Source organism: Glycomyces sp. MUSA5-2, assembly GCF_037034145.1.
Classification (GTDB): Bacteria; Actinomycetota; Actinomycetes; order Mycobacteriales; family Micromonosporaceae; genus Glycomyces; species Glycomyces artemisiae.
The window spans coordinates 911437-929455 of the sequence record NZ_JBAGKG010000001.1 but is presented as its reverse complement, the minus strand read 5'-3'; the positions used below and the strand labels follow the sequence as shown (position 1 = coordinate 929455).

Below are 18019 nucleotides of genomic sequence, written 5' to 3'. Positions count from 1 at the left end.
GTAGTGGTAACTTCAAACCACTTCATTCATAGTACTTCAAACGGAGTGTGTATGCGCGAGCTGACCTACTACATCGGCGCCACCATCGACGGCTACATCGCCGGCCCCGGCGGCGAGTTCGACCGGCTGCCGATCGAACCCGACCTGTCCGCCCACATCAACGCCCTGCGGCCCGAGACGATCCCGACCGCGTTCCGGGAGCCGCTCGGCCTCGCCGACGCGCCCAACAAGCTGTACGACACCGTCCTCATGGGCAAGGGCACCTACCTGCCGGGCCTCGAATCCGGCAGCCCCAGCCCCTACGCGCACCTGAAGCAGTACGTCTTCTCCTCGACCCTCGATCCCGCGCTCGCACCCGACGTCACCTTCGTCGCCGACGACGCCCTCAAGACCGTGCGGGAACTCAAGCAGCAAGAGGGCCAAGGCATCTGGCTCTGCGGCGGCGGCAAGCTCGCCGCCGCGCTCGTCGAGGAGATCGACGAGATCGTCCTCAAGCGCTACCCCGTGGTCCTCGGAGGCGGCCTCCCCCTGTTCGACGGCCCCTACGCGCCCCTGCGCCTCGACCTCGTCGAGAACCTCACCTTCGAGTCCGGCATGTCCCTCCAGACCTACCGCGCCAGGTAGGCCGGGAGCCGCCAGCGGATGCGGTGTCGTACCGGGTTCCTATGCTTTCTGGCGTGAACCTCAACGACTCCTCATCCGTCCCCGGCGAAGACGCCGTCGTGCTCCCCGACGCCTGGGCCGCCCACACGCTCGACCGGCGCGGGCGCGGCGGGCCCAGGGCCGTCGTCATCGATCCAGAAGCGCCCCAACGGCTCCAGGATCTGTTCGACCAGAAGCGCGACTTCTTCGAGAAGCCCCTCGAAGTCGCGCAAGGCGGCCCGTACGAAGCCGCGATCCGGGCCGGGACCGCGCTCGAACCCGACGCCGAGGTCGCCGCGTTCGCCGTCGCCCTCCTGGGCCGCACGCACCACCAGCGCCGCAAGGAGTTCGAGCGCCTCGCCGTCCACGCCTGGACCGCCCGCCACGGCCTCCCGTTCGCCGTCGAGGCCCTCACCGAGCTGTACGCCAACAGCCTCACCTGGTACTGCGCCCACAACCACCCCGCCGACTCGCACCTGTCCTTCACACCCCACTCGATGTACAGCATCACCAGGTACGCGATCGTCTCCATGGACGCCCTCGCCGACGTCCGGTCCCTCCTCGCCGCACTGCCCGACGACGAGTACGAGCACATCCGCGCCCTCGTCGAGGCCCGCCGCACCGGCGACGCCCACAAGTTCGTCAGCGCCGTCCTCATGCCCGAGCAGGAGCAGTGGGCCCTCGACGCCTGCGCCGCCTACGCCGACCGCGGCCATGTCCGCCACGGCGCCGACATCCTCTGGACCTTCGTGTCCACCGCCGAGCACCTCTCCCTCTGCGGCGTCGAGTACTTCGACCACCCCCAGTTCGACGCCGGGGCCGTCGCCCGCGCCCTCCACGTACTCGGCGCCGACCTCCTCCCGCTGCTCACCGCGACCCTCGAAGACGACGCCAAACCGAGCGCCGAGACCCGCGACCTCATGTACGAGGCGATCGGCCGCATCCCCTCCGAGGCCGGCATCGCCTTCCTCCTGGAGCGCACGGTCCGCCCGCAGGCGCTGGCCGCCCTGCGCCAGGCCGCCGCGCGGTTCCCGGTGCGCACGCTCCGGGCCGTGGCCGCGGTCGCCCCCGGGACGGCGTCGCACGCGCGCAGCCGCATCGCGGGACTGGTGCGCGAGTTCGGCATCGAGCAGCACCTGTCCGCATTGGACGATGAGTCGCGCGGACGCGTCGAGGAGCTGCTGGCCGCGGCGTCGCGGTTCGAAACCGCCGAGCTTCCCGCGGTGTTCGCCGTGCCGCCGTGGACGCCGTTCAAGGCCGCCGGGACGACCGCCGTCGCCGGGCTCGTGCCGCCCGAGATCGACGAGCTGCGCTGGGCGCCCGAGGAACGCGACGCGTGGGGCACGATGCCCGAGAACGGCTACGAGTACGACTACATCCGCACCACCCCCACGATGTGGGAGCGGATGATGCCCGACGGGCCCGATCCCGACCACTACTACTTCCCCGGGCTGCTCGCCTGGGGCCCCGACGACCGTGCCCGCGCGGCGCTGCCGCTGTGGACCGGGAAGTTCGAGTGGGCCTCGACCGAGACGCTCTGCGCGATCCTCGCCCGCTTCGGCGAGGAGGCCGCGGGCCGCGTCCAGGAGCTGATCAAGAAGCGGCCCTCGCACCGGAACGCCATGCTGCCCTTGGTGAGCCTCGACGTCGCGCGCATGGCCGCCGACCTGGTGTCGCGGCCCCGCGGGGACCGGGCGCTCGGGCGGGCGTGGCTCGACCGGCACGCCGCCGACGCCGCGTCGCTGCTCATCCCCGACGCGCTCGGAAAGGCCGGGAAGCAGCGTCTCAGCGCGATCGACGCGCTCAAGCACCTGGCCGCGACGGACCGGGCGCTGCTCGACGAGCGCGCCGCCGCGTACGGCCCGGCCGCCGCCGAGGCGGTCGCCGCGATCGTCGACGCCGACCCGCTGGACCCGCAGCGCCGCGTCCCCAAGGCCCCGGCCTGGGCCGACCCCGCGATGCTCCCGCCGGTCCTGCTCAATGGCCGCGAGGCCGCGCTGCCCGCCGACGGGGCGCGGACCCTCATGGCCGCGCTCGCCCTCGACGACCCGGACCGGCTCTACCCGGGCGTCGATCCTCTTGTGGCCGAATGCGACCCGGCGTCGCTGACGGCGTTCTCGTGGGGCCTGTTCGAGCTGTGGCTCTCCGCGGGCGCGCCGTCGAAGGACGGCTGGGCGATGGACCAGCTGCGGCGATTCGCCGACGACGTCGCGGTGCGGCGCCTCACGGACCTCATCCGCGAATGGCCGGGCCAGAGCCAGAACCGCAAGGCCGTGCGCGGCCTGGAGATCCTCGGACACATCGGCTCGGAGGCCGCGCTGCGGTCGGTGCAGGCGATCGCGTCGAACGCGAAGTTCAAGGCGCTCAAGAAGACCGCGGCCGCGCAGATCGAGGTCATCGCCGAGCGCCTGGACCTGAGCCTCGATCAGCTCGCCGACCGGCTCCTGCCCGACTTCGGCCTGTCCTCGGACGAGCCGCTGGTCCTGGACTACGGGCCGCGGTCGTTCACCGTGAAGTTCGACGAGAGCCTGAAGCCGTTCGTGGTGGACGACAAGGGCAAGCGCCGCGCGAGCGCCCCGAAGCCCGCCGCGGCCGACGACGCGGAGCTGGCCCAGGCCGCGTTCGAGCGGTTCGCGCTGCTGCGCAAGGAGTTGAAGGCTGCCGCGACCGAGCAGGTGAAGCGGCTGGAGGCGGCGATGGTCGCGCAGCGGGAGTGGACGGTGCCGGAGTTCCGGCAGTACCTGGTTGAGCACCCCGTGGCGTGGCAGCTCACGAGCCGCCTCGTCTGGCAGTGCTCCACTGGGGACGGATGGCGGTCGTTCCGGCTCGCGGAGGACCGCACGGCCGCGGACGCCGAGGACGAGCCGTTCGACCTGCCGGAGGGCGGCTCGGTGCGGATCGCGCACCCGGTGACGCTCGGCGCGGAGGTCTCGGCGTGGGCGGAGGTGTTCGCGGACTACGAGATCCTGCAACCGTTCGAGCAGCTCACGCGGCTGGTGCTGGCGCTGACGGACGAGGAGCGCGCGAGCGGGCGCGTGGCGCGCTTCGAGGGCGCGAAGACCGGTGCGGGGCCGCTGATCGGGCTGCTGAAGCGCGGCTGGAAGTACGGCGACCCGCGGGAGCGCAGCTACGGGCGCGGGATCTTCTACGAGTTCCCCGAGGGCGGGTTCCTGCTGCTGGAGCCGTCGCCGGGCGTGCACCCGGGCTACGGCGGGTACGACGACAACGAGCAGGTGCTGGAGAAGGTCGTCGTCGCGCTGCCGGAGGACGGCGAGGTCGACGCGGTCCGCATGTCGGAGACGCTGACAGTCGCGGCGCGCATCGCGCGCGCGACGCGTTAGCGCGACGATGCGAGCGGGGTTCGGCCGGTGAATCCGGCCGAACCCCGCTCGCATCGAGGCGGAATGTCGTACCCCGCGGGCAGGATTGCAGATCGGGGGCCCATCCCCAGGGCTTCGGGCGGCCTTTTGGGTGCCCGCCGGATTCGCGTCAGATGGTCGCGTTCGGCTTGAGGGATTCGAGTTGGGGCCAGAGGGTGTCGGGGATCGTCGTCTCGTAGAGGGCGATGGTCTCGGCGATGCGCTCGGGGCGGGAGATGCCGACGACCGTCGCGTCGATGAGCGGGGAGCGGGTCGAGAACTGGAGGGCCGCCGCCGCGAGCGGGACGCCCGCCGCCTCGCAGGCCTCGGCCATCGCAGTCGCGCTCGCCGCGAACGCCTCGTCCCGTTCGCCGTAGCAGTACTTCGGCTGGGCCGCCGGGCCCTTCGAGAGCATCCCGCCGCCGTACGGCGCGGCGTTGAGCACGCCCAGGCCGTTCGCCCGCGCGCCCTCGAAGAGGTCGTGGGCCTCGCGGTTGAGCAGGGTGTAGCGGTTGTGGTTGAGGACCACGGCGAACTCGCCGGTGTCCAGGTACCGCTGGGTGATCGCGATGTCCCCGGCGGCCACGGCGAGGTGGTCGACCAGGCCCTCGTCGCGGATCGCGACCAGCGCCTCCAGCGCGCCGCCGGGGGCGAAGCCGTCCTGGCTCATGAACTCCGGGTCGTGGAGGGCGAGGATCGGGACGCGGTCCAGGCCGAGGCGTTCGAGACTCTCCTCAAGGGAGCGGCGGACGCGGGCGCCGGAGTAGTCGCCGGTCTCGGGATCGGCGTCTACTTTGGTCTGGAGGACGAAGCCGTCGGGGAGGCCGCCGCGGCGGCGGATCGCCTCGCCGATGCGGCGTTCGGCGAGGCCGTCCTTGCCGTAGTTGTTGCCGGTGTCGAGGTAGTTGATGTCGCTGTCGAAGACCGCCAGGATCGTCTCGACCGCGCGTTCATCGTCCACTTCGTACCCGTAGGTCCCGGTGAACCCGGCGATGGTGCTGGTGCCGAAGCACAGCGGCGTGACGCTGATGCCGGTCTTGCCGAGTGTGGTGCGCTGCATGATCATCCGTTCTTCAGGGAATCCGTGCCCGCGTCGAGGCGCGCGGGGTCGAGGGCGTGCTCGATGACCATCACCCCGGCGCCGATGGCGCCGCTCGACTCGCCCGTGCGGGCGGCGGCGATGCGGAGGTGCCTGGTGGCCAAGGGGAGCGAGCGCTGGTAGATCACTTCGCGCACGCCCGCGATGAGGTGGTCGCCCGCGAGGGCGAGGGACCCGCCGATGACGATGATCGAGGGGTTGAAGAAGTTGACGGCTCCGGCGAGCACCTCGCCGATGTCGCGTCCGGCCTGGCGGACCCGTTGCAGCGCAGGAATGGAGCCTGAACGGGCCAGCTCCACGACGTCGAGGGAGCCGCCCGCCTGGATGCCCTCGGCCGTCAGGGCGCCGGCGATGGCCGCGCCCGAGGCCACCGCTTCCAGGCATCCCGTGTTGCCGCACCGGCAGTGGGCGTCGTCCGCGCCCGCGACGCGGATGTGCCCCATGTCCCCGGCCGCGCCCTGGGCGCCGCGGTAGACCTGGCCGCCGACGATGATGCCGCAGCCGATGCCGGTGGCGGCCTTGATGAAGAGCAGGTGCTCGTACTCGGGCCAGGCGGCGAAGTGCTCGCCGAGGGCCATGATGTTCACGTCGTTGTCGACCAGGACCGGCACCGGGATGCGTTCGCGCACATAGGAGGGCACGTCGAAACCGTCCCAGCCGGGCATGATCGGCGGGTTGACGGCGCGTCCGGTGGAGTGCTCCACGGGGCCGGGGAGACCGATGCCGATGCCGAGGAGGTCGCCCACCGGCCGCCCCACCTCGTTCAGGAGCTTCCGCCCGTGCTCGACCGTCCAGTCCAGGACCGCCTTGGGGCCCAAGGCGATCTCCAGGTCGGCGTTGACGGCCGCGAGCACCGTCCCGGCCATGTCGATCACCGCGAGCCGCGCGTGCGTGGCGCCCAGGTCCGCGCCGAGGACGATCCGCGCGGCGGGGTTGAACGCGAACGTGGCGGGAGGCCGGCCGCCGGTGGAGGCGGTCTCGCCGCTGGGGGCGATGAGGCCGGCGGCGAGGAGGGCGTCGACGCGGCCGGTGACGGTGGAGCGCGCGAGGCCGGTGAGCGCGGCGAGCTCGGACCTGGTGCGGGGCACGCCGTCCCGCAGCAGCTGGAGCAGGGTGCCCGCACCGGCGGCGGCCGCGGGGGCCGTCCGGTGCCGCTCGGTCGAACCATCAGTCACGGGACTAGTGAACCACACCGGTTCGGCCGGGCCACCGTCATAACTGTTTCATAACGCGAACAACTTTTGCTTGTGCTCCGTCATAAGTCTGTCATACGGTCGTCATATGGCTCACGTCACGATCACCCGGCAGGCGACCTACCGCGCCGCCGTCATCGGCACCGGCTTCATGGGGCGGGTCCACTCCCATGCCATCGCCGTCGCAGGCGGCGCCGTCGCCGGGATCGCCGGTTCGACCCCCGAGCGGGCCCGCCGCGCCGCGCCGTCGCTGCGGGCCGAGGCGGTCTTCGACGACGTCAAGGACCTCATCGACGCGGTCGACGTCGTCCACGTCTGTGTGCCGAACGACCTGCACCATCCGATCGCCATGGCCGCCATCGAATCCGGAAAGCACGTGGTGTGCGAGAAGCCCCTCGCCACCGACCTTGCTGCGGCCCGCGAGATGACCGAGGCCGCGGAGGCCGCGGGCGTCGTCGCCACCGTCCCGTTCGTCTACCGCTTCCATCCGATGGTCCGCGAGGCCCGCGCCCGCATCGCGGCGGGCGGCATCGGCCGCCTTACCCTCGCCCACGGCTCCTACCTCCAGGACTGGCTGCTGCGCCCCGAGGACGACAACTGGCGCGTGGACGCCGACCGCGGCGGGGCGCTGAGAGCGTTCGGCGACATCGGGTCCCACTGGTGCGACCTGCTCGAATTCGTCTCGGGCGACCGCATCACCGCCGTCTCGGCGCAGCTGTCGACCGCGAACCGCCGCCGCGGCGGACGGGACGTCGCCACCGAGGACATCGTGACGCTCCAGTTCGCCACCGCGGGCGGCATGATCGGCTCCACTGTGGTCAGCCAGGTCTCCGCGGGCCGCAAGAACCGCCTCCTGCTGGAGATCTCGGGCTCCGAGGCCACGCTCGCGTTCGACCAGGAGCGCCCCGAGACGCTGTGGATCGGCGGGCGCGAGGTCAACGGCGAGCTCATGCGCGACCCCGAGCACCTCAGCCCCGACGCCGCGCGCCTCGCCCGCGTCCCCGGCGGCCACGCCCAGGGCTACCAGGACTGCTTCAACGCGTTCGTGGCCGACACCGCCGCGGCGATCGCCGGGAGCGCCCCCGACGGGCTGCCGGTGTTCGCCGACGGCCTGCGCGCCGCCCGCATCGCCGAGGCCGTCGCCGAGTCGGCCCGCACCAGGGACTGGGCGGAGGTGCCGCAGTGACCGGCCCCCTGCTCGCCATGCGCGGCATCGACAAAGCCTTCCTCGGCGTCCCTGTGCTCTCCTCTGTGGACCTCACCATGGAGCCGGGAGAGGTCCACGCCCTGGTGGGGGAGAACGGCGCCGGCAAGTCCACGCTCATGAAGATCCTCGCGGGCGTCCACACCGCGGACGCCGGCACCATCGAGCTGGACGGCCGCGCCGTCTCCTTCACCCACCCCCTCCAGGCCCAGCAGGCCGGGGTCGCCTCGGTCTTCCAGGAGTTCAACCTCCTCCCGGAACTGACCGTGGCCGAGAACGTGCACCTCGGGCGCGAGCCCAAGCGCCGCATGCTCATCGACCGCCGCGCGATGACCGAGTCCACCGCGGCCGTGCTCGCCGACCTCGGCGTCGAGGACCTCTCTCCCGCCGCAAAAGTCGGCACCCTCTCCGTCGCGCACCAGCAGATCACCGAGATCGCGAAGGCCCTCTCCCAAGGCGCCGACCTCATCTGCATGGACGAGCCCACTGCCGCCCTCGCCGACGCCGAGGTCGAGCTCCTCTACCGGCTCATCGGCCGCCTGCGCGAGCGCGGCACCGCCGTCCTCTACGTCTCCCACCGGCTCAAGGAGATCTTCGACCTCTGCGACCGCATCACCGTCCTCAAGGACGGCCGCCTCGTCGACACCACCGCCACCGCCGACATCACCCCCGACGACCTGGTCGCCAAGATGGTCGGCCGCCGCATCGAGGCCCAGTTCCCCGACCGCCTGCCCGGCACCGAGACCGGCGAGGTCAGACTGAAAATCACCGGCGGCGGGAACGACCGCGTCGACGCGATCGACCTCGAAGTCCGCGCCGGAGAGATCGTGGGCCTCGCCGGACTCCAGGGCTCGGGCCGCACCGAGATCGCCGAAGCCGTCTTCGGGATCGCCCCGTTCACCCGCGGTGTGATCGAAGTCGACGGCACGCCCATTCGCATCACCAAGCCCCGCAAGGCCATCAACGCCGGGATCGCGCTCGTCACCGAGGACCGCAAGGCCCAGGGCCTGGCCCTGCGCCAGTCCGTGCGCGCCAACGCCCGCATGGTCCTCGACGCCAACGCCCGCGTCCACTCCCGCGCCCGCCTCGCCCGCGTCTCGGGGCTCCTCTCCAGCCTCGACCTCGTCGCCCGCGGCGAGGACCAGGAGGTCCGGTTCCTCTCCGGCGGCAACCAGCAGAAGGTCGTCGTCGCGAAATGGCTCGCCGCCGAACCGGGGATCATCGTCCTCGACGAGCCCACCCGCGGGATCGACGTGGGCGCCAAGCACAAGCTGTACTCGGTGATCCGCGAACTCGCCGCCGAAGGGCTCGCGGTGCTCCTCATCGCCTCCGAGCTCATCGAGGTCATCGGCCTCGCCGACCGGATCGCCGTCCTCCACGACGGCCGCATCGCCGCCGAACTCCCCGGCGGCGCAACGGAGCAGCAGGTCATGGCCTACGCGACCGGAAGGGGCCCGGAATGACCCAGCGCCTCCACACGCCCCGCCTCGGCACCACCGCCCTCATCTACCTCGCGCTCGCGGGCGTCCTCGTCGTCGGCGGCGCCGCCGTCGCCATGGACGGCGGGAACCTGTTCGCCACCGCCAATCTCGTGGACATGCTCACCCGCACCAGCCTCACCGGGTTCCTCGCCATCGGCATGACCCTGGTGATCCTGTGCCGGTCCCTGGACCTGTCCGTCGGGTACACCGCGGCGCTCTCCAGCCTCGTCGCCGCGACCACGATGGACGGCCAGGCGGCGAACGTGCCGCTCGCCGTCGCCGCGGTCCTCCTCGTCTCCGGGCTCGTGGGCGCCTTCAACGGCGCGGTCACCGCCTACCTCGGCGTCAATCCGTTCATCACCACCCTCGGCACGGGCCTGATCATCAAGGGCTACCTGGACACCCAGTACAAGGGCCCGGCCGGGGACGTGCCCGCCGTGTTCCAGCAGTTCGGGTACACCCGCATCGGGCCCGTCCCGGTGTCCGCCCTGGTGATGCTCCTCGTCGCCGCGGCCGCGATCTGGTTCCTGCGGTCCACGCGCACGGGCCACCACATGTACGCCGTGGGCGGCGACGCCGACGTGGCCCGCATGTCCGGCATCCGCACCGGCCGCACCCTCCTCGTCGCCCACATCCTCTGCGGCATGACCGCAGGCGCCGCGGGCCTGCTCCTGGCGGCGCGCTTCGGCACCGGCTCGGCCGAGGCGTACACGAACCTCTACGAGCTCGACGCCATCGCCGCGGTGGTCCTGGGCGGGACGCTGCTCCTCGGCGGCAAGGGCGGCGTCGCCGGAACCGTTGCGGGCGTGGCGATCCTCGCCGTCCTCGACACCGTGTTCAACGTCCTCCAGATCGACCCGTTCGCGAAGGACGTGCTGCGCGGCGTGGTCATCATCGCGGCCGTCGCCATCTACGCCCGCCGCCAGCTCGACCGCCACGCGCGGCGGCCCCGCTTCGCCGAAGGGAGGGCGTCATGACACGCGCCCGGGAGCTGCTCGCGCGGGCGACGAACCCGACCGCGACCGTCTTCATCCTGCTCGTCCTCGTCTTCGCGGCCGTGTTCGCGATGAACCCCGGGTTCTTCGCGGGCCCCTCGCTCATGGCGTTCCTCAAGCAGGCCGCGCCCCTGGTGATCCTGGCCGCGGGCCAGTACTTCGTGATCGTCTCGGGGAACTTCGACCTGTCCGTGGGCGCGCTCGTGGGCGCCCAGGTCGTGATCGCCGCGCGCCTCATCGACGGCGAGGAGTCCCGCACGGTTCCGGTGCTCATCGTCATGGCGCTCTTCGGGATCGCGGTGGGCCTCGTCAACGGGCTCATCACCACCGCGCTGAAGGTCCAGTCGTTCATCACGACCCTCGGGATGCTCCTGGTCCTCTACGGCGCCATCAGGCTGTGGACGGGCGGCGCCCCGACCGGCAGCCTCTCCGAAGCGTTCCGCGTCCCCGGCCGCCTGGGCATCGACGACGTGCCGGTCCTCGGCCAGCTCCCGTGGGCCCTGCTCATCATGCTCGCCCTCGGCGCGGGCGCGGTGCTGCTGATGCGCACCCGCTTCGGCCGCATCCTCTTGGCCGCGGGGGACAACGAGCGCGCCGCGGCCCTCTCGGGCGCCCGCGTCGACACCGCCCGCACGCTCGCGTTCGTCCTCTCAGGACTGTCGGCCACCGTCGCCGGGGTCCTCATCGGCGGCTTCGCGGGCGTCTCCGCGCAGGTCGGCGACGGCCTGGAGTTCACCGTGATCACCGCGGTGGTCCTCGGCGGCGTCGTCCTCGGCGGCGGCCGCGGCTCCGTGCTCGCCGCGATGGCCGGGGCCCTGGTCATCGAGGGCCTGTTCACCCTGTTCAACCAGATGGCGCTCCCCGCGACGCTCCGGCCCGCCGTGCAGGGCGCCATCATCATCGCCGCCGTCGCCTACGCGGCGCGGGCGCGCGCACGACCCGTTCCGACCGCCACCGCAACTCCTACTCCCTCATGAAAAGAAGGTCACACACCATGCGGACCACACGCATAGCCGCGGCCGCCGCGGCGTCCCTGGGCATCCTGCTCGCCACCGCGTGCACCACCGACGCCCCGACCGACGAAGCGGACGACGCCACCACCGCAGCCGAATCGGGCGACGAGTGGTTCGTCCAGGCCGACTACGACGAGCAGCTCGCCCAGCGCGACATCGAACCCGAAGGGGACCCGGCGGCCCCGTGGCTCCAGGCCATCGAGCCCGAGTGGATCGACACGACCGAGTTCGCGCAGGAGGGCGGCGACGCCACCGTGTGCTTCTCGAACGCGTCGGTGTCGAACCCGTGGCGCGTGACCGGCTGGATCACCATGCAGCAGCAGGTCGAGGTCCTCCAGGCCGAGGGCAAGATCGGCGAGTTCCGGCACTCCGACGCCGGGGACGACGACGACCAGCAGATCAGCGACATCCAGGCGTTCGTCGACTCCGGCGACTGCGACGCGCTCATCATCTCCCCGTCGACCACCGCGACCCTCACGCCCGCAGTGGAAGCGGCCTGCGAGTCGGGCGTCCCGGTGATCGTGTTCGACCGCGGCGTCAACACCGACTGCGCGGTCACCTTCATCCACCCGATCGGCGGCTACGCGTTCGGCGCCGACGCCGCGGAGTTCCTCGTGGACAACCTGGAGCCGGGCGACAAGGTCCTGGCGCTGCGCATCCTCCCGGGCGTGGACGTCCTGGAGAACCGCTGGGCCGCGGCCCAGGAGATCTTCGCGGACTCCGAGCTGGAGATCCTCGGGAACGAGTTCACCGGCGGCGACGCCGCGGAGATCAAGAACATCGTCACGCAGTACCTCCAGCGCGGCGACGTGGACGGCATCTGGATGGACGCCGGGGACGGCGCCGTCGCGGCCATCGAGGCGTTCGAGGACGCCGGCAAGCCCTACCCGGTGATGACCGGCGAGGACGAGCTGTCGTTCATGCGCAAGTGGCAGGAGACCGGCATGACCGCGCTCGCGCCCGTGTACTCGAACTTCCAGTGGCGCACGCCCGTGATCGCCGCGACGATGATCCTCGCGGGCGAGCAGGTCCCCTCGGAGTGGGTGCTCCCGCAGGACCCGATCACCGAGGCCGAGCGCGACCAGTACCTGGAGGTGAACGCCGACATGCCTTCGCTGCACTACGCCAAGTTCGGCGGCGAGGACCTGCCGGGCTTCCCCGAAGCGTGGCAGGACCGTTGAGCCGCATCGGCGTCAACACCTGGGTCTGGGCCTCGCCGCTCGACGACGAGGCCCTGGCCCGGCTCGCGCCGCAGATCCGCGACTGGGGGTTCGACGCGATCGAGCTGCCGGTTGAGTCCATAGGGGACTGGGAACCCGCGAAGGCCGCTGAACTGCTCGCGGAACTCGGCCTCGACGCCACGGTGGTCCTCGTCATGGGCCCGGGACGCGAGCTCCTCGACGCCCCAGCGGAAACCGTCGCCGGGACGCAGGAGTACCTGCGCGGCGTCGTGGACGCCGCCGCCGCGGTCGGGTCGCCGGTGATCGCCGGGCCCGCGTACGCGTCGGTCGGGCGGACCTGGCGCATCGGCGACCGCGCGGCGGCCTACGCGCAGCTGCGGGCGAACCTCCGGCCCGTCGCCGAGTACGCCGCCGCGCGGGGGATCACCGTCGCGGTGGAGCCGCTGAACCGCTACGAGACCAGCGTCGTGAACACTGTGGACCAAGCCCTCGAAGCGCTCGACGGCCTGCCCGGCACCGGGCTCGCCCTGGACGTCTACCACATGAACATCGAGGAGACCGACATCCCCGCGGCGATCGCAAGGGCCGCAGGGAGGATCGCGCACGTGCAGGTCTCGGCGAACGACCGGGGCGCGCCGGGCCGCGACCACCTCGACTGGCCCGCGATCACGGCGGCGCTCGACGGTGCCGGATATCGCGGACCGCTTGTCATCGAGTCGTTCACGGCGCACAATGCGACCATCGCCACCGCCGCGTCGATATGGCGGCCCCTGGCGCCGACCCAGGACGCCATCGCCGTCGACGGCCTGACCTACCTGAGGAGTCTGCATGCCTAGACCGATCACGCTGTTCACCGGCCAGTGGGCGGACCTGCCGTTCGAAGAGGTGTGCCGCCTCGCGGCCTCGTGGGGCTACGACGGGCTCGAAGTGGCCTGCTGGGGCGACCACCTCGACGTGGTGCGCGCCGCCGAGGACGACGACTACGTCGCCGACCGCAGGGCCATTCTCGAATCGCACGGCCTGGGCCTGTGGGCCATCTCGAACCATCTCGTGGGCCAGGCGGTCTGCGACGACCCGATCGACGACCGCCACAAGGCGATCGTGCCCTCCCGCGTGTGGGGCGACGGCGACCCCGAAGGGGTCCGGCAGCGCGCCGCCGAGGAGATGAAGGCGACGGCGCGGGCCGCCGCGAAGCTTGGCGTGGACACCGTCATCGGCTTCACCGGCTCGGCCGTGTGGAAGTACGTGGCGATGTTCCCGCCCGTGTCCGAGGCGGTGATCGAGGCGGGCTACGACGACTTCGCGGCCCGCTGGAACCCGATCCTCGACGTGTTCGACGAGGTCGGCGTGCGGTTCGCGCACGAGGTGCACCCCTCGGAGATCGCCTACGACTACTGGTCGACGCACCGCGCGCTCGAAGCGGTCGGGCACCGGACCGCGTTCGGGCTCAACTGGGACCCGAGCCACATGGTGTGGCAGGACATCGACCCGGCCGCGTTCCTGTGGGACTTCCGGGACCGGATCTACCACGTGGACTGCAAGGACGCGCGCAAGCGCTTCGACGGCCGCAACGGCCGCCTCGGCTCGCACCTGCCGTGGGGCGACCCGCGGCGCGGCTGGGACTTCGTCTCGACCGGCCACGGCGACGTGCCGTGGGAGGACTGCTTCCGCGTGCTGGGCCGCATCGGCTACTCCGGGCCGATCTCCGTGGAGTGGGAGGACGCCGGGATGGACCGCCTGCGCGGCGCCGCCGAAGCGGTGGAGTTCGTGCGGAACCTGAACTTCGAGCCCCCGGAGGCGTCCTTCGACTCCGCCTTCGGCTCCGATTAGACCTCCGGGCCCGACCGCACCTTCGGGTCCGCACAGGTGACCGCGGGCCGCCCTCCTCCCAGGGCGGCCCGCGGCGGTTTCCTCTCAGGCGAACGAGAACAGGGGCGGGAAGAGCAGGACCACGACGGCCGCCCACGCCGCGTAGACGGGCATGTAGTTCGTCTGCCAGTCTTCGAGCTGCGCGAACCGCTTGCGGCGCCTGATGATCGAGACGTAGAGCCAGGCCGTCCACGCGAGGTTCGCGAAGAGCACGAGGTTCTCGCCGAGCGCGGCGCTCTTGTTCGGCGTGAACCCCCATTCGGTGATGCGGCCGAGGATCGCGACGAGCACGAGGACGTCGATGAGCAGGGCGCTCACGACGAGCGCGAGCTGCATCCAGTCGAACACCCCGGGCTTCGACTCGGCGTCGCGCGCCGAGATGGAGTAGAGCACCAGGCCGAGGACGACCGCCAGGAGCAGGTCGAACAGGATGAGCATGTCGCGTTCGACGTCGATCGCGTTGGTGGTCACGCCGATCGCGACGAGCACCGCGATGAGCGTGACGGCGAACAGCGGCGTGAACACGCGGGTGAGCACCGGGGCCATGTTCTCGATGACCGACTGCTTGGCCTCGACCAGCCACGCGGCCACCACGACCGCGGCGGCGAGCCCGCACGGCACGAGCCATTCGGAGACGAACACCTCGGCGTCGACGCCGATCGCGCCGAACACGCCTGCGGTGAACCCGGTGAGCACCCCGCCGCCGAGTCCGATGAGGACCAGGTAGATGAACCACTCGCCTGAGAACCGGATGAAGTCCATGCGCCTGCGCCCCGACCGCCATTCGCCGCCCGCGTAGGCGATGCCGACGACGAACCACAGCATGAGCGGCAGGTGGATCGCGCTGAGCACCACCGACTGCGAGTCGGCGTCGAGCGGGTAGGCGTTGTTGGCGACCGCGCCGACGGCGAACAGGACCGCCACCGCCGCGATCGAACCCGTGCCGAGCCTGCGGCGCCACGCGAAGTAGACCGCGAGCGGCGCGAGCACGAGCAGGCCCATGTTGCGGGCGTAGAAGTCCCCGGAGCCGTCGAACCCGAGCCCGAACAGCGCCGGGGCCTTGATCGCGACCACTCCCAAAGCGGCGCACACGATCATGACGAGCAGGCCGCGGCGCCGCTCCGCGTCGGCGGCGGCGTCCCGGTCGGGGTCGAGCACGAGCTGCTTCCACAGCCGGTCGGAGTGCTCGCGGGCGAACTCGCGGGACAGCTCGTCCATGCGGCCCATGCGCTTGACGGCGATGAGGAACGCCTCGTCGGGCTTGAGGCCCGCCGCGGTGAGGTCGCCGACCCGCTCGCGCAGGTGGTCCTCCAGCTCGTCCACGTCGGCCTCGCTGATCGCCTTGCGGCGCAGCATGTACGCGCGCCACTCGGTTACCTGCGCCTCGATGTCGGTGTCGGTCATGTCAGGCCTCCATCGCCCTGGGCGCGGCCGGTCCGAGGGTGCGGGTGGTCTCCCAGATGTCCTGGAGCGCATCGGTGACGGCCGCCCACTGGCGCCGCTGCTCGGCGAGCTCCCGGTGCCCGTCCTCGGTGATGGCGTAGTACTTGCGGCGCCGCCCGCCTTCGGGCGTGCGCCAGGTGGACTCGACGTGCCCGAGCCGTTCGAGCCGGTGCAGCAGCGGGTAGAGCAGGCCCTCGGTCCACTCCAGCCGCCCGCCGGACCGCTCGGCGATCTCCTTGAGGATCGCGTAGCCGTAGCTCTCCTCCTCGGCGAGAATGCCGAGCACGAGCGGGGTGGCCGAGGCCGCCACGAGGTCTTTCGCGATGTGCATGAGGGGGCGCCTCCTTCGTACCTAGAACTTCTATGCCTTGCTGTTCTATGCATCGTAGATCTAGGGTTCCGGGATTGTCAAACGGCCCGGCCGGAACCCCGGCCGGGCCGCTCCTGTGCACACGCTCAGCCGTTCGGCAGGATCACCGCGCGCCCGTTGATCCGGCCCGCGTGCAGCCGCTCGTACGCCTCCGGCGCCTCGTCCAGGGAGAACGTCTCCACGTGCACGTCCACGTGGCCGCCGCGCGCCAGGTCGAGCACCTCGATCAGCTCGTCGCGCGTGCCCCAGTACGGCGCCTTCACCGACACCTCGAACGGCAGCGCCCCGAACCCGACCGGCAGCGTGCCGCCGCCGATCCCCACGATCGTCACGTCCGACTCCACGGCCGCGCACGCGCCCGCGGTCGCCACCGTCGGCCCCACGCCCACGAAGTCGAACACCGCCTGCGCGCCGACCCCGCCGGTCAGCTCCTTCACCTTGCCCGCTGCCTCCCCGTCCGACAGGAACGCCTCGTGCGCACCGACTTTCCGCGCCAGCTCCAGCTTGTCCTCCGAGACGTCGAGCGCCACGACCCGCGCGGCCGAGACCGCCCGCAGCACCTGCACCGCGACGTGCCCGAGCCCGCCGGTGCCGATGACGACCGCCGTCGAACCCGGCGTCAGCTTCGGCAGCGACCGCTTGATCGCGTGGTACGGGGTGAGCCCCGCGTCGGTGAGCGGCACGGTCTGCACCGGGTCGAGGTCCCCGAGCGGGACGAGGTGCCGGGCGTCGTCGACGATCAGGTACTCGGCGATCGCGCCGGGCGAGCCGAGGCCGGGCGGGTTGATGCCCAGCTCCTGGGCGCGCTGGCAGTAGTTCTCCTCGCCCGCGGCGCACTTGATGCACCGCCCGCAGCCCCAGGGGCCGTAGACGGCGACGGACTCGCCGACCTCGACGCCCGTGACGCCGTCGCCGAGCGCCTCGACGGTGCCCGCGCCCTCGTGGCCGAGGGTGAGCGGCAGCGCGTACGGGAAGCCCTCGGCGGGCCACTCCATGACGGCGATGTCGGAATGGCACACCCCGGCGGCGGTGATCTTGAGGAGGACCTCGCCTGGTCCCGGCTCGGGCGTGGGGATCTCGACGACCTCGGGGGCCGCGCCGATCTCGCGGTACTGCAGGGCTTTCATGTCGCCTCCGTGCGGTCTCACCGGGCCCGCGACTCCGCGGTCCGCGGGGCCTCTGACCCGGTCACCGTAACCCCGATCACCGTGGCCGCGTCCGGGTTTGAGGAAGCACAGGGAGCAGCCTCTGCGGGGCCGCGGAGCCCGTGGGCTAGGTTCGGCGCGTGGACTTCGCGAACGACCCCCAGGCGCTGCTGGAGCGCGTCAAGGCCCTGGACGCGGGCGGCCGGGTGCTCATCGGCATCGCCGGATGCCCCGGCGCGGGCAAGACGACCCTCGCCGAGTGGCTGGCGCGCACGCTCGACGCGGGCGGCACGCGCGCGGTGCAGGTGCCCATGGACGGCTTCCACCTGGCGAACGCCGAGCTGGTGCGGCTGGGGCGGCGCGGGCGCAAGGGCGCGATCGACACGTTCGACGGCGACGGCTACCGCTCGCTCCTGGAGCGGATCGCCGTCGAGCGCGGCACCGTGTACGCGCCGGAGTTCGACCGCACGGTGGGGGAGCCGGTGGCCGGGTCGATCGCGGTGCCGCCGGAGGCCGCGGTGGTCGTGACCGAGGGGAACTACCTGCTCGACGAGTCGGGCCCGTGGCCCGCGGTGCGCGCCGCGCTCACCGAGGTCTGGTACTGCGAGACCCCCGGGCCGCTGCGCCTTGAGCGGCTCATCGCCCGCCACGAGCGCTTCGGCAAGACCCCCGAGCGCGCCCGGTCCTGGGTCGCCGAGGTCGACGAGCGCAACGCCGAGCGGATCCGCCTCGTCCGCGACCGCGCCGACCTGCTGGTCGATTTCGAGGCGCTCGCTATAGGTAGAGGTTCGAGCCATCCCTAACCCCCACCCACCCGGGGGACCGTAGCGCCAAGGCTTGCCGAGGGGTCCGACAGAAACCGGCCGCCGCGGGCGATGTGTCACCCGAACGGGTGCCCGCCGCGCGGCCCCGCAGCGGGTGCACTGTCCCCGCCTGCGCCGACCCGCAGCGGATGCTCTGTCCCCGTCCACGCGGACCCGCAATGGGTGCCCTGCGCCCCATCCGCGCGGCCTCGCGGCGGGCGC

At 71.9% G+C, this 18019-nt stretch carries 15 protein-coding genes; 10 read left to right on the top strand and 5 right to left on the bottom strand.

Annotated elements, in window-relative coordinates:
• Nucleotides 1-51: 51 nt before the first annotated feature.
• Both WA640_RS04400 and WA640_RS04395 read left to right on the top strand, forming a co-directional pair.
• Nucleotides 52-624 carry a dihydrofolate reductase family protein gene (locus tag WA640_RS04400; protein WP_335986280.1) on the top strand — a complete coding sequence of 191 codons (573 nt, stop codon included), beginning with the start codon at nt 52-54 and terminating at the stop codon, nt 622-624.
• A 53-nt stretch (nt 625-677) separates the two neighbouring features.
• Complete coding sequence (locus WA640_RS04395) at nt 678-3983, top strand: DUF4132 domain-containing protein (RefSeq protein WP_335986279.1); 3306 nt, start codon at nt 678-680, stop codon at nt 3981-3983.
• Between the two features lie 148 nt (nt 3984-4131).
• Here WA640_RS04395 and WA640_RS04390 read toward each other — a convergent pair whose 3' ends face one another.
• Together WA640_RS04390 and WA640_RS04385 are read right to left on the bottom strand one after the other, a co-directional pair.
• Nucleotides 4132-5061 (bottom strand): aldo/keto reductase, encoded by a 930-nt coding sequence (locus WA640_RS04390; protein ID WP_335986278.1) that lies wholly within the window; start codon nt 5059-5061, stop codon nt 4132-4134.
• 2 nt (nt 5062-5063) lie between these two features.
• Nucleotides 5064-6275: an ROK family transcriptional regulator gene (locus WA640_RS04385; RefSeq protein WP_335986277.1), complete on the bottom strand. Its 1212-nt coding sequence runs from the start codon at nt 6273-6275 to the stop codon at nt 5064-5066.
• 106 nt (nt 6276-6381) lie between these two features.
• Between WA640_RS04385 and WA640_RS04380 the strand changes: the two genes are divergently transcribed.
• Genes WA640_RS04380 through WA640_RS04350 form a run of 7 tightly spaced genes read left to right on the top strand, consistent with a single transcriptional unit; the run spans nt 6382 to nt 13997 of the window.
• Entirely contained in the window at nt 6382-7479 is a 1098-nt protein-coding gene (locus WA640_RS04380) for a Gfo/Idh/MocA family protein (RefSeq protein WP_335986276.1), read from the top strand.
• Nucleotides 7480-7496: 17 nt separating this feature from the next.
• A complete protein-coding gene (locus WA640_RS04375) occupies nt 7497-8960 on the top strand; it encodes a sugar ABC transporter ATP-binding protein (protein ID WP_442904685.1) in 1464 nt (487 codons plus the stop codon).
• Nucleotides 8957-9955 carry an ABC transporter permease gene (locus WA640_RS04370; protein WP_335986274.1) on the top strand — a complete coding sequence of 333 codons (999 nt, stop codon included), beginning with the start codon at nt 8957-8959 and terminating at the stop codon, nt 9953-9955. Before WA640_RS04375 ends, WA640_RS04370 begins: the two co-directional genes overlap by 4 nt.
• Nucleotides 9952-10950: an ABC transporter permease gene (locus WA640_RS04365; RefSeq protein ID WP_335986273.1), complete on the top strand. Its 999-nt coding sequence runs from the start codon at nt 9952-9954 to the stop codon at nt 10948-10950. Before WA640_RS04370 ends, WA640_RS04365 begins: the two co-directional genes overlap by 4 nt.
• A gap of 17 nt (nt 10951-10967) precedes the next feature.
• The gene (locus tag WA640_RS04360) at nt 10968-12167 is read left to right on the top strand and encodes a substrate-binding domain-containing protein (protein ID WP_106366077.1); all 1200 of its coding nucleotides are present in this window, start codon (nt 10968-10970) and stop codon (nt 12165-12167) included.
• Nucleotides 12164-13003 (top strand): sugar phosphate isomerase/epimerase family protein, encoded by an 840-nt coding sequence (locus tag WA640_RS04355; protein ID WP_335986272.1) that lies wholly within the window; start codon nt 12164-12166, stop codon nt 13001-13003. Before WA640_RS04360 ends, WA640_RS04355 begins: the two co-directional genes overlap by 4 nt.
• Nucleotides 12996-13997: a sugar phosphate isomerase/epimerase family protein gene (locus WA640_RS04350; protein WP_335986271.1), complete on the top strand. Its 1002-nt coding sequence runs from the start codon at nt 12996-12998 to the stop codon at nt 13995-13997. The genes WA640_RS04355 and WA640_RS04350 overlap by 8 nt, the downstream gene beginning before the upstream one ends.
• 84 nt (nt 13998-14081) lie before the next feature.
• On the opposite strand, the gene WA640_RS04345 is transcribed toward WA640_RS04350, so the two are convergent.
• The 3 genes from WA640_RS04345 to WA640_RS04335 all read right to left on the bottom strand — a co-directional run bounded on the left by WA640_RS04345 (nt 14082) and on the right by WA640_RS04335 (nt 16976).
• The gene (locus WA640_RS04345; RefSeq protein WP_335986270.1) at nt 14082-15440 is read right to left on the bottom strand and encodes a permease prefix domain 1-containing protein; all 1359 of its coding nucleotides are present in this window, start codon (nt 15438-15440) and stop codon (nt 14082-14084) included.
• A gap of 1 nt (nt 15441) precedes the next feature.
• A complete protein-coding gene (locus tag WA640_RS04340) occupies nt 15442-15810 on the bottom strand; it encodes a PadR family transcriptional regulator (RefSeq protein WP_335986268.1) in 369 nt (122 codons plus the stop codon).
• A 125-nt stretch (nt 15811-15935) separates the two neighbouring features.
• Entirely contained in the window at nt 15936-16976 is a 1041-nt protein-coding gene (locus WA640_RS04335; RefSeq protein ID WP_335986267.1) for an NAD(P)-dependent alcohol dehydrogenase, read from the bottom strand.
• A gap of 158 nt (nt 16977-17134) precedes the next feature.
• On the opposite strand from WA640_RS04335, the gene WA640_RS04330 reads away from it, so the two are divergent.
• Nucleotides 17135-17797: a nucleoside/nucleotide kinase family protein gene (locus WA640_RS04330; protein ID WP_335986266.1), complete on the top strand. Its 663-nt coding sequence runs from the start codon at nt 17135-17137 to the stop codon at nt 17795-17797.
• Nucleotides 17798-18019 lie beyond the last annotated feature (222 nt).

Excerpts from the sequence above, each read along its gene's own strand:
- WA640_RS04400 (WP_335986280.1), top strand. The coding sequence starts at position 52 with ATGCGCGAGCTGACCTACTACATCGGCGCCACCATCGACGGCTACATC.
- WA640_RS04390 (WP_335986278.1), bottom strand. The coding sequence starts at position 5,061 with ATGCAGCGCACCACACTCGGCAAGACCGGCATCAGCGTCACGCCGCTG.
- WA640_RS04380 (WP_335986276.1), top strand. The coding sequence starts at position 6,382 with ATGGCTCACGTCACGATCACCCGGCAGGCGACCTACCGCGCCGCCGTC.
- WA640_RS04375 (WP_442904685.1), top strand. The coding sequence starts at position 7,497 with ATGCGCGGCATCGACAAAGCCTTCCTCGGCGTCCCTGTGCTCTCCTCT.
- WA640_RS04370 (WP_335986274.1), top strand. The coding sequence starts at position 8,957 with ATGACCCAGCGCCTCCACACGCCCCGCCTCGGCACCACCGCCCTCATC.
- WA640_RS04365 (WP_335986273.1), top strand. The coding sequence starts at position 9,952 with ATGACACGCGCCCGGGAGCTGCTCGCGCGGGCGACGAACCCGACCGCG.
- WA640_RS04360 (WP_106366077.1), top strand. The coding sequence starts at position 10,968 with ATGCGGACCACACGCATAGCCGCGGCCGCCGCGGCGTCCCTGGGCATC.
- WA640_RS04350 (WP_335986271.1), top strand. The coding sequence starts at position 12,996 with ATGCCTAGACCGATCACGCTGTTCACCGGCCAGTGGGCGGACCTGCCG.
- WA640_RS04345 (WP_335986270.1), bottom strand. The coding sequence starts at position 15,440 with ATGACCGACACCGACATCGAGGCGCAGGTAACCGAGTGGCGCGCGTAC.
- WA640_RS04340 (WP_335986268.1), bottom strand. The coding sequence starts at position 15,810 with ATGCACATCGCGAAAGACCTCGTGGCGGCCTCGGCCACCCCGCTCGTG.
- WA640_RS04335 (WP_335986267.1), bottom strand. The coding sequence starts at position 16,976 with ATGAAAGCCCTGCAGTACCGCGAGATCGGCGCGGCCCCCGAGGTCGTC.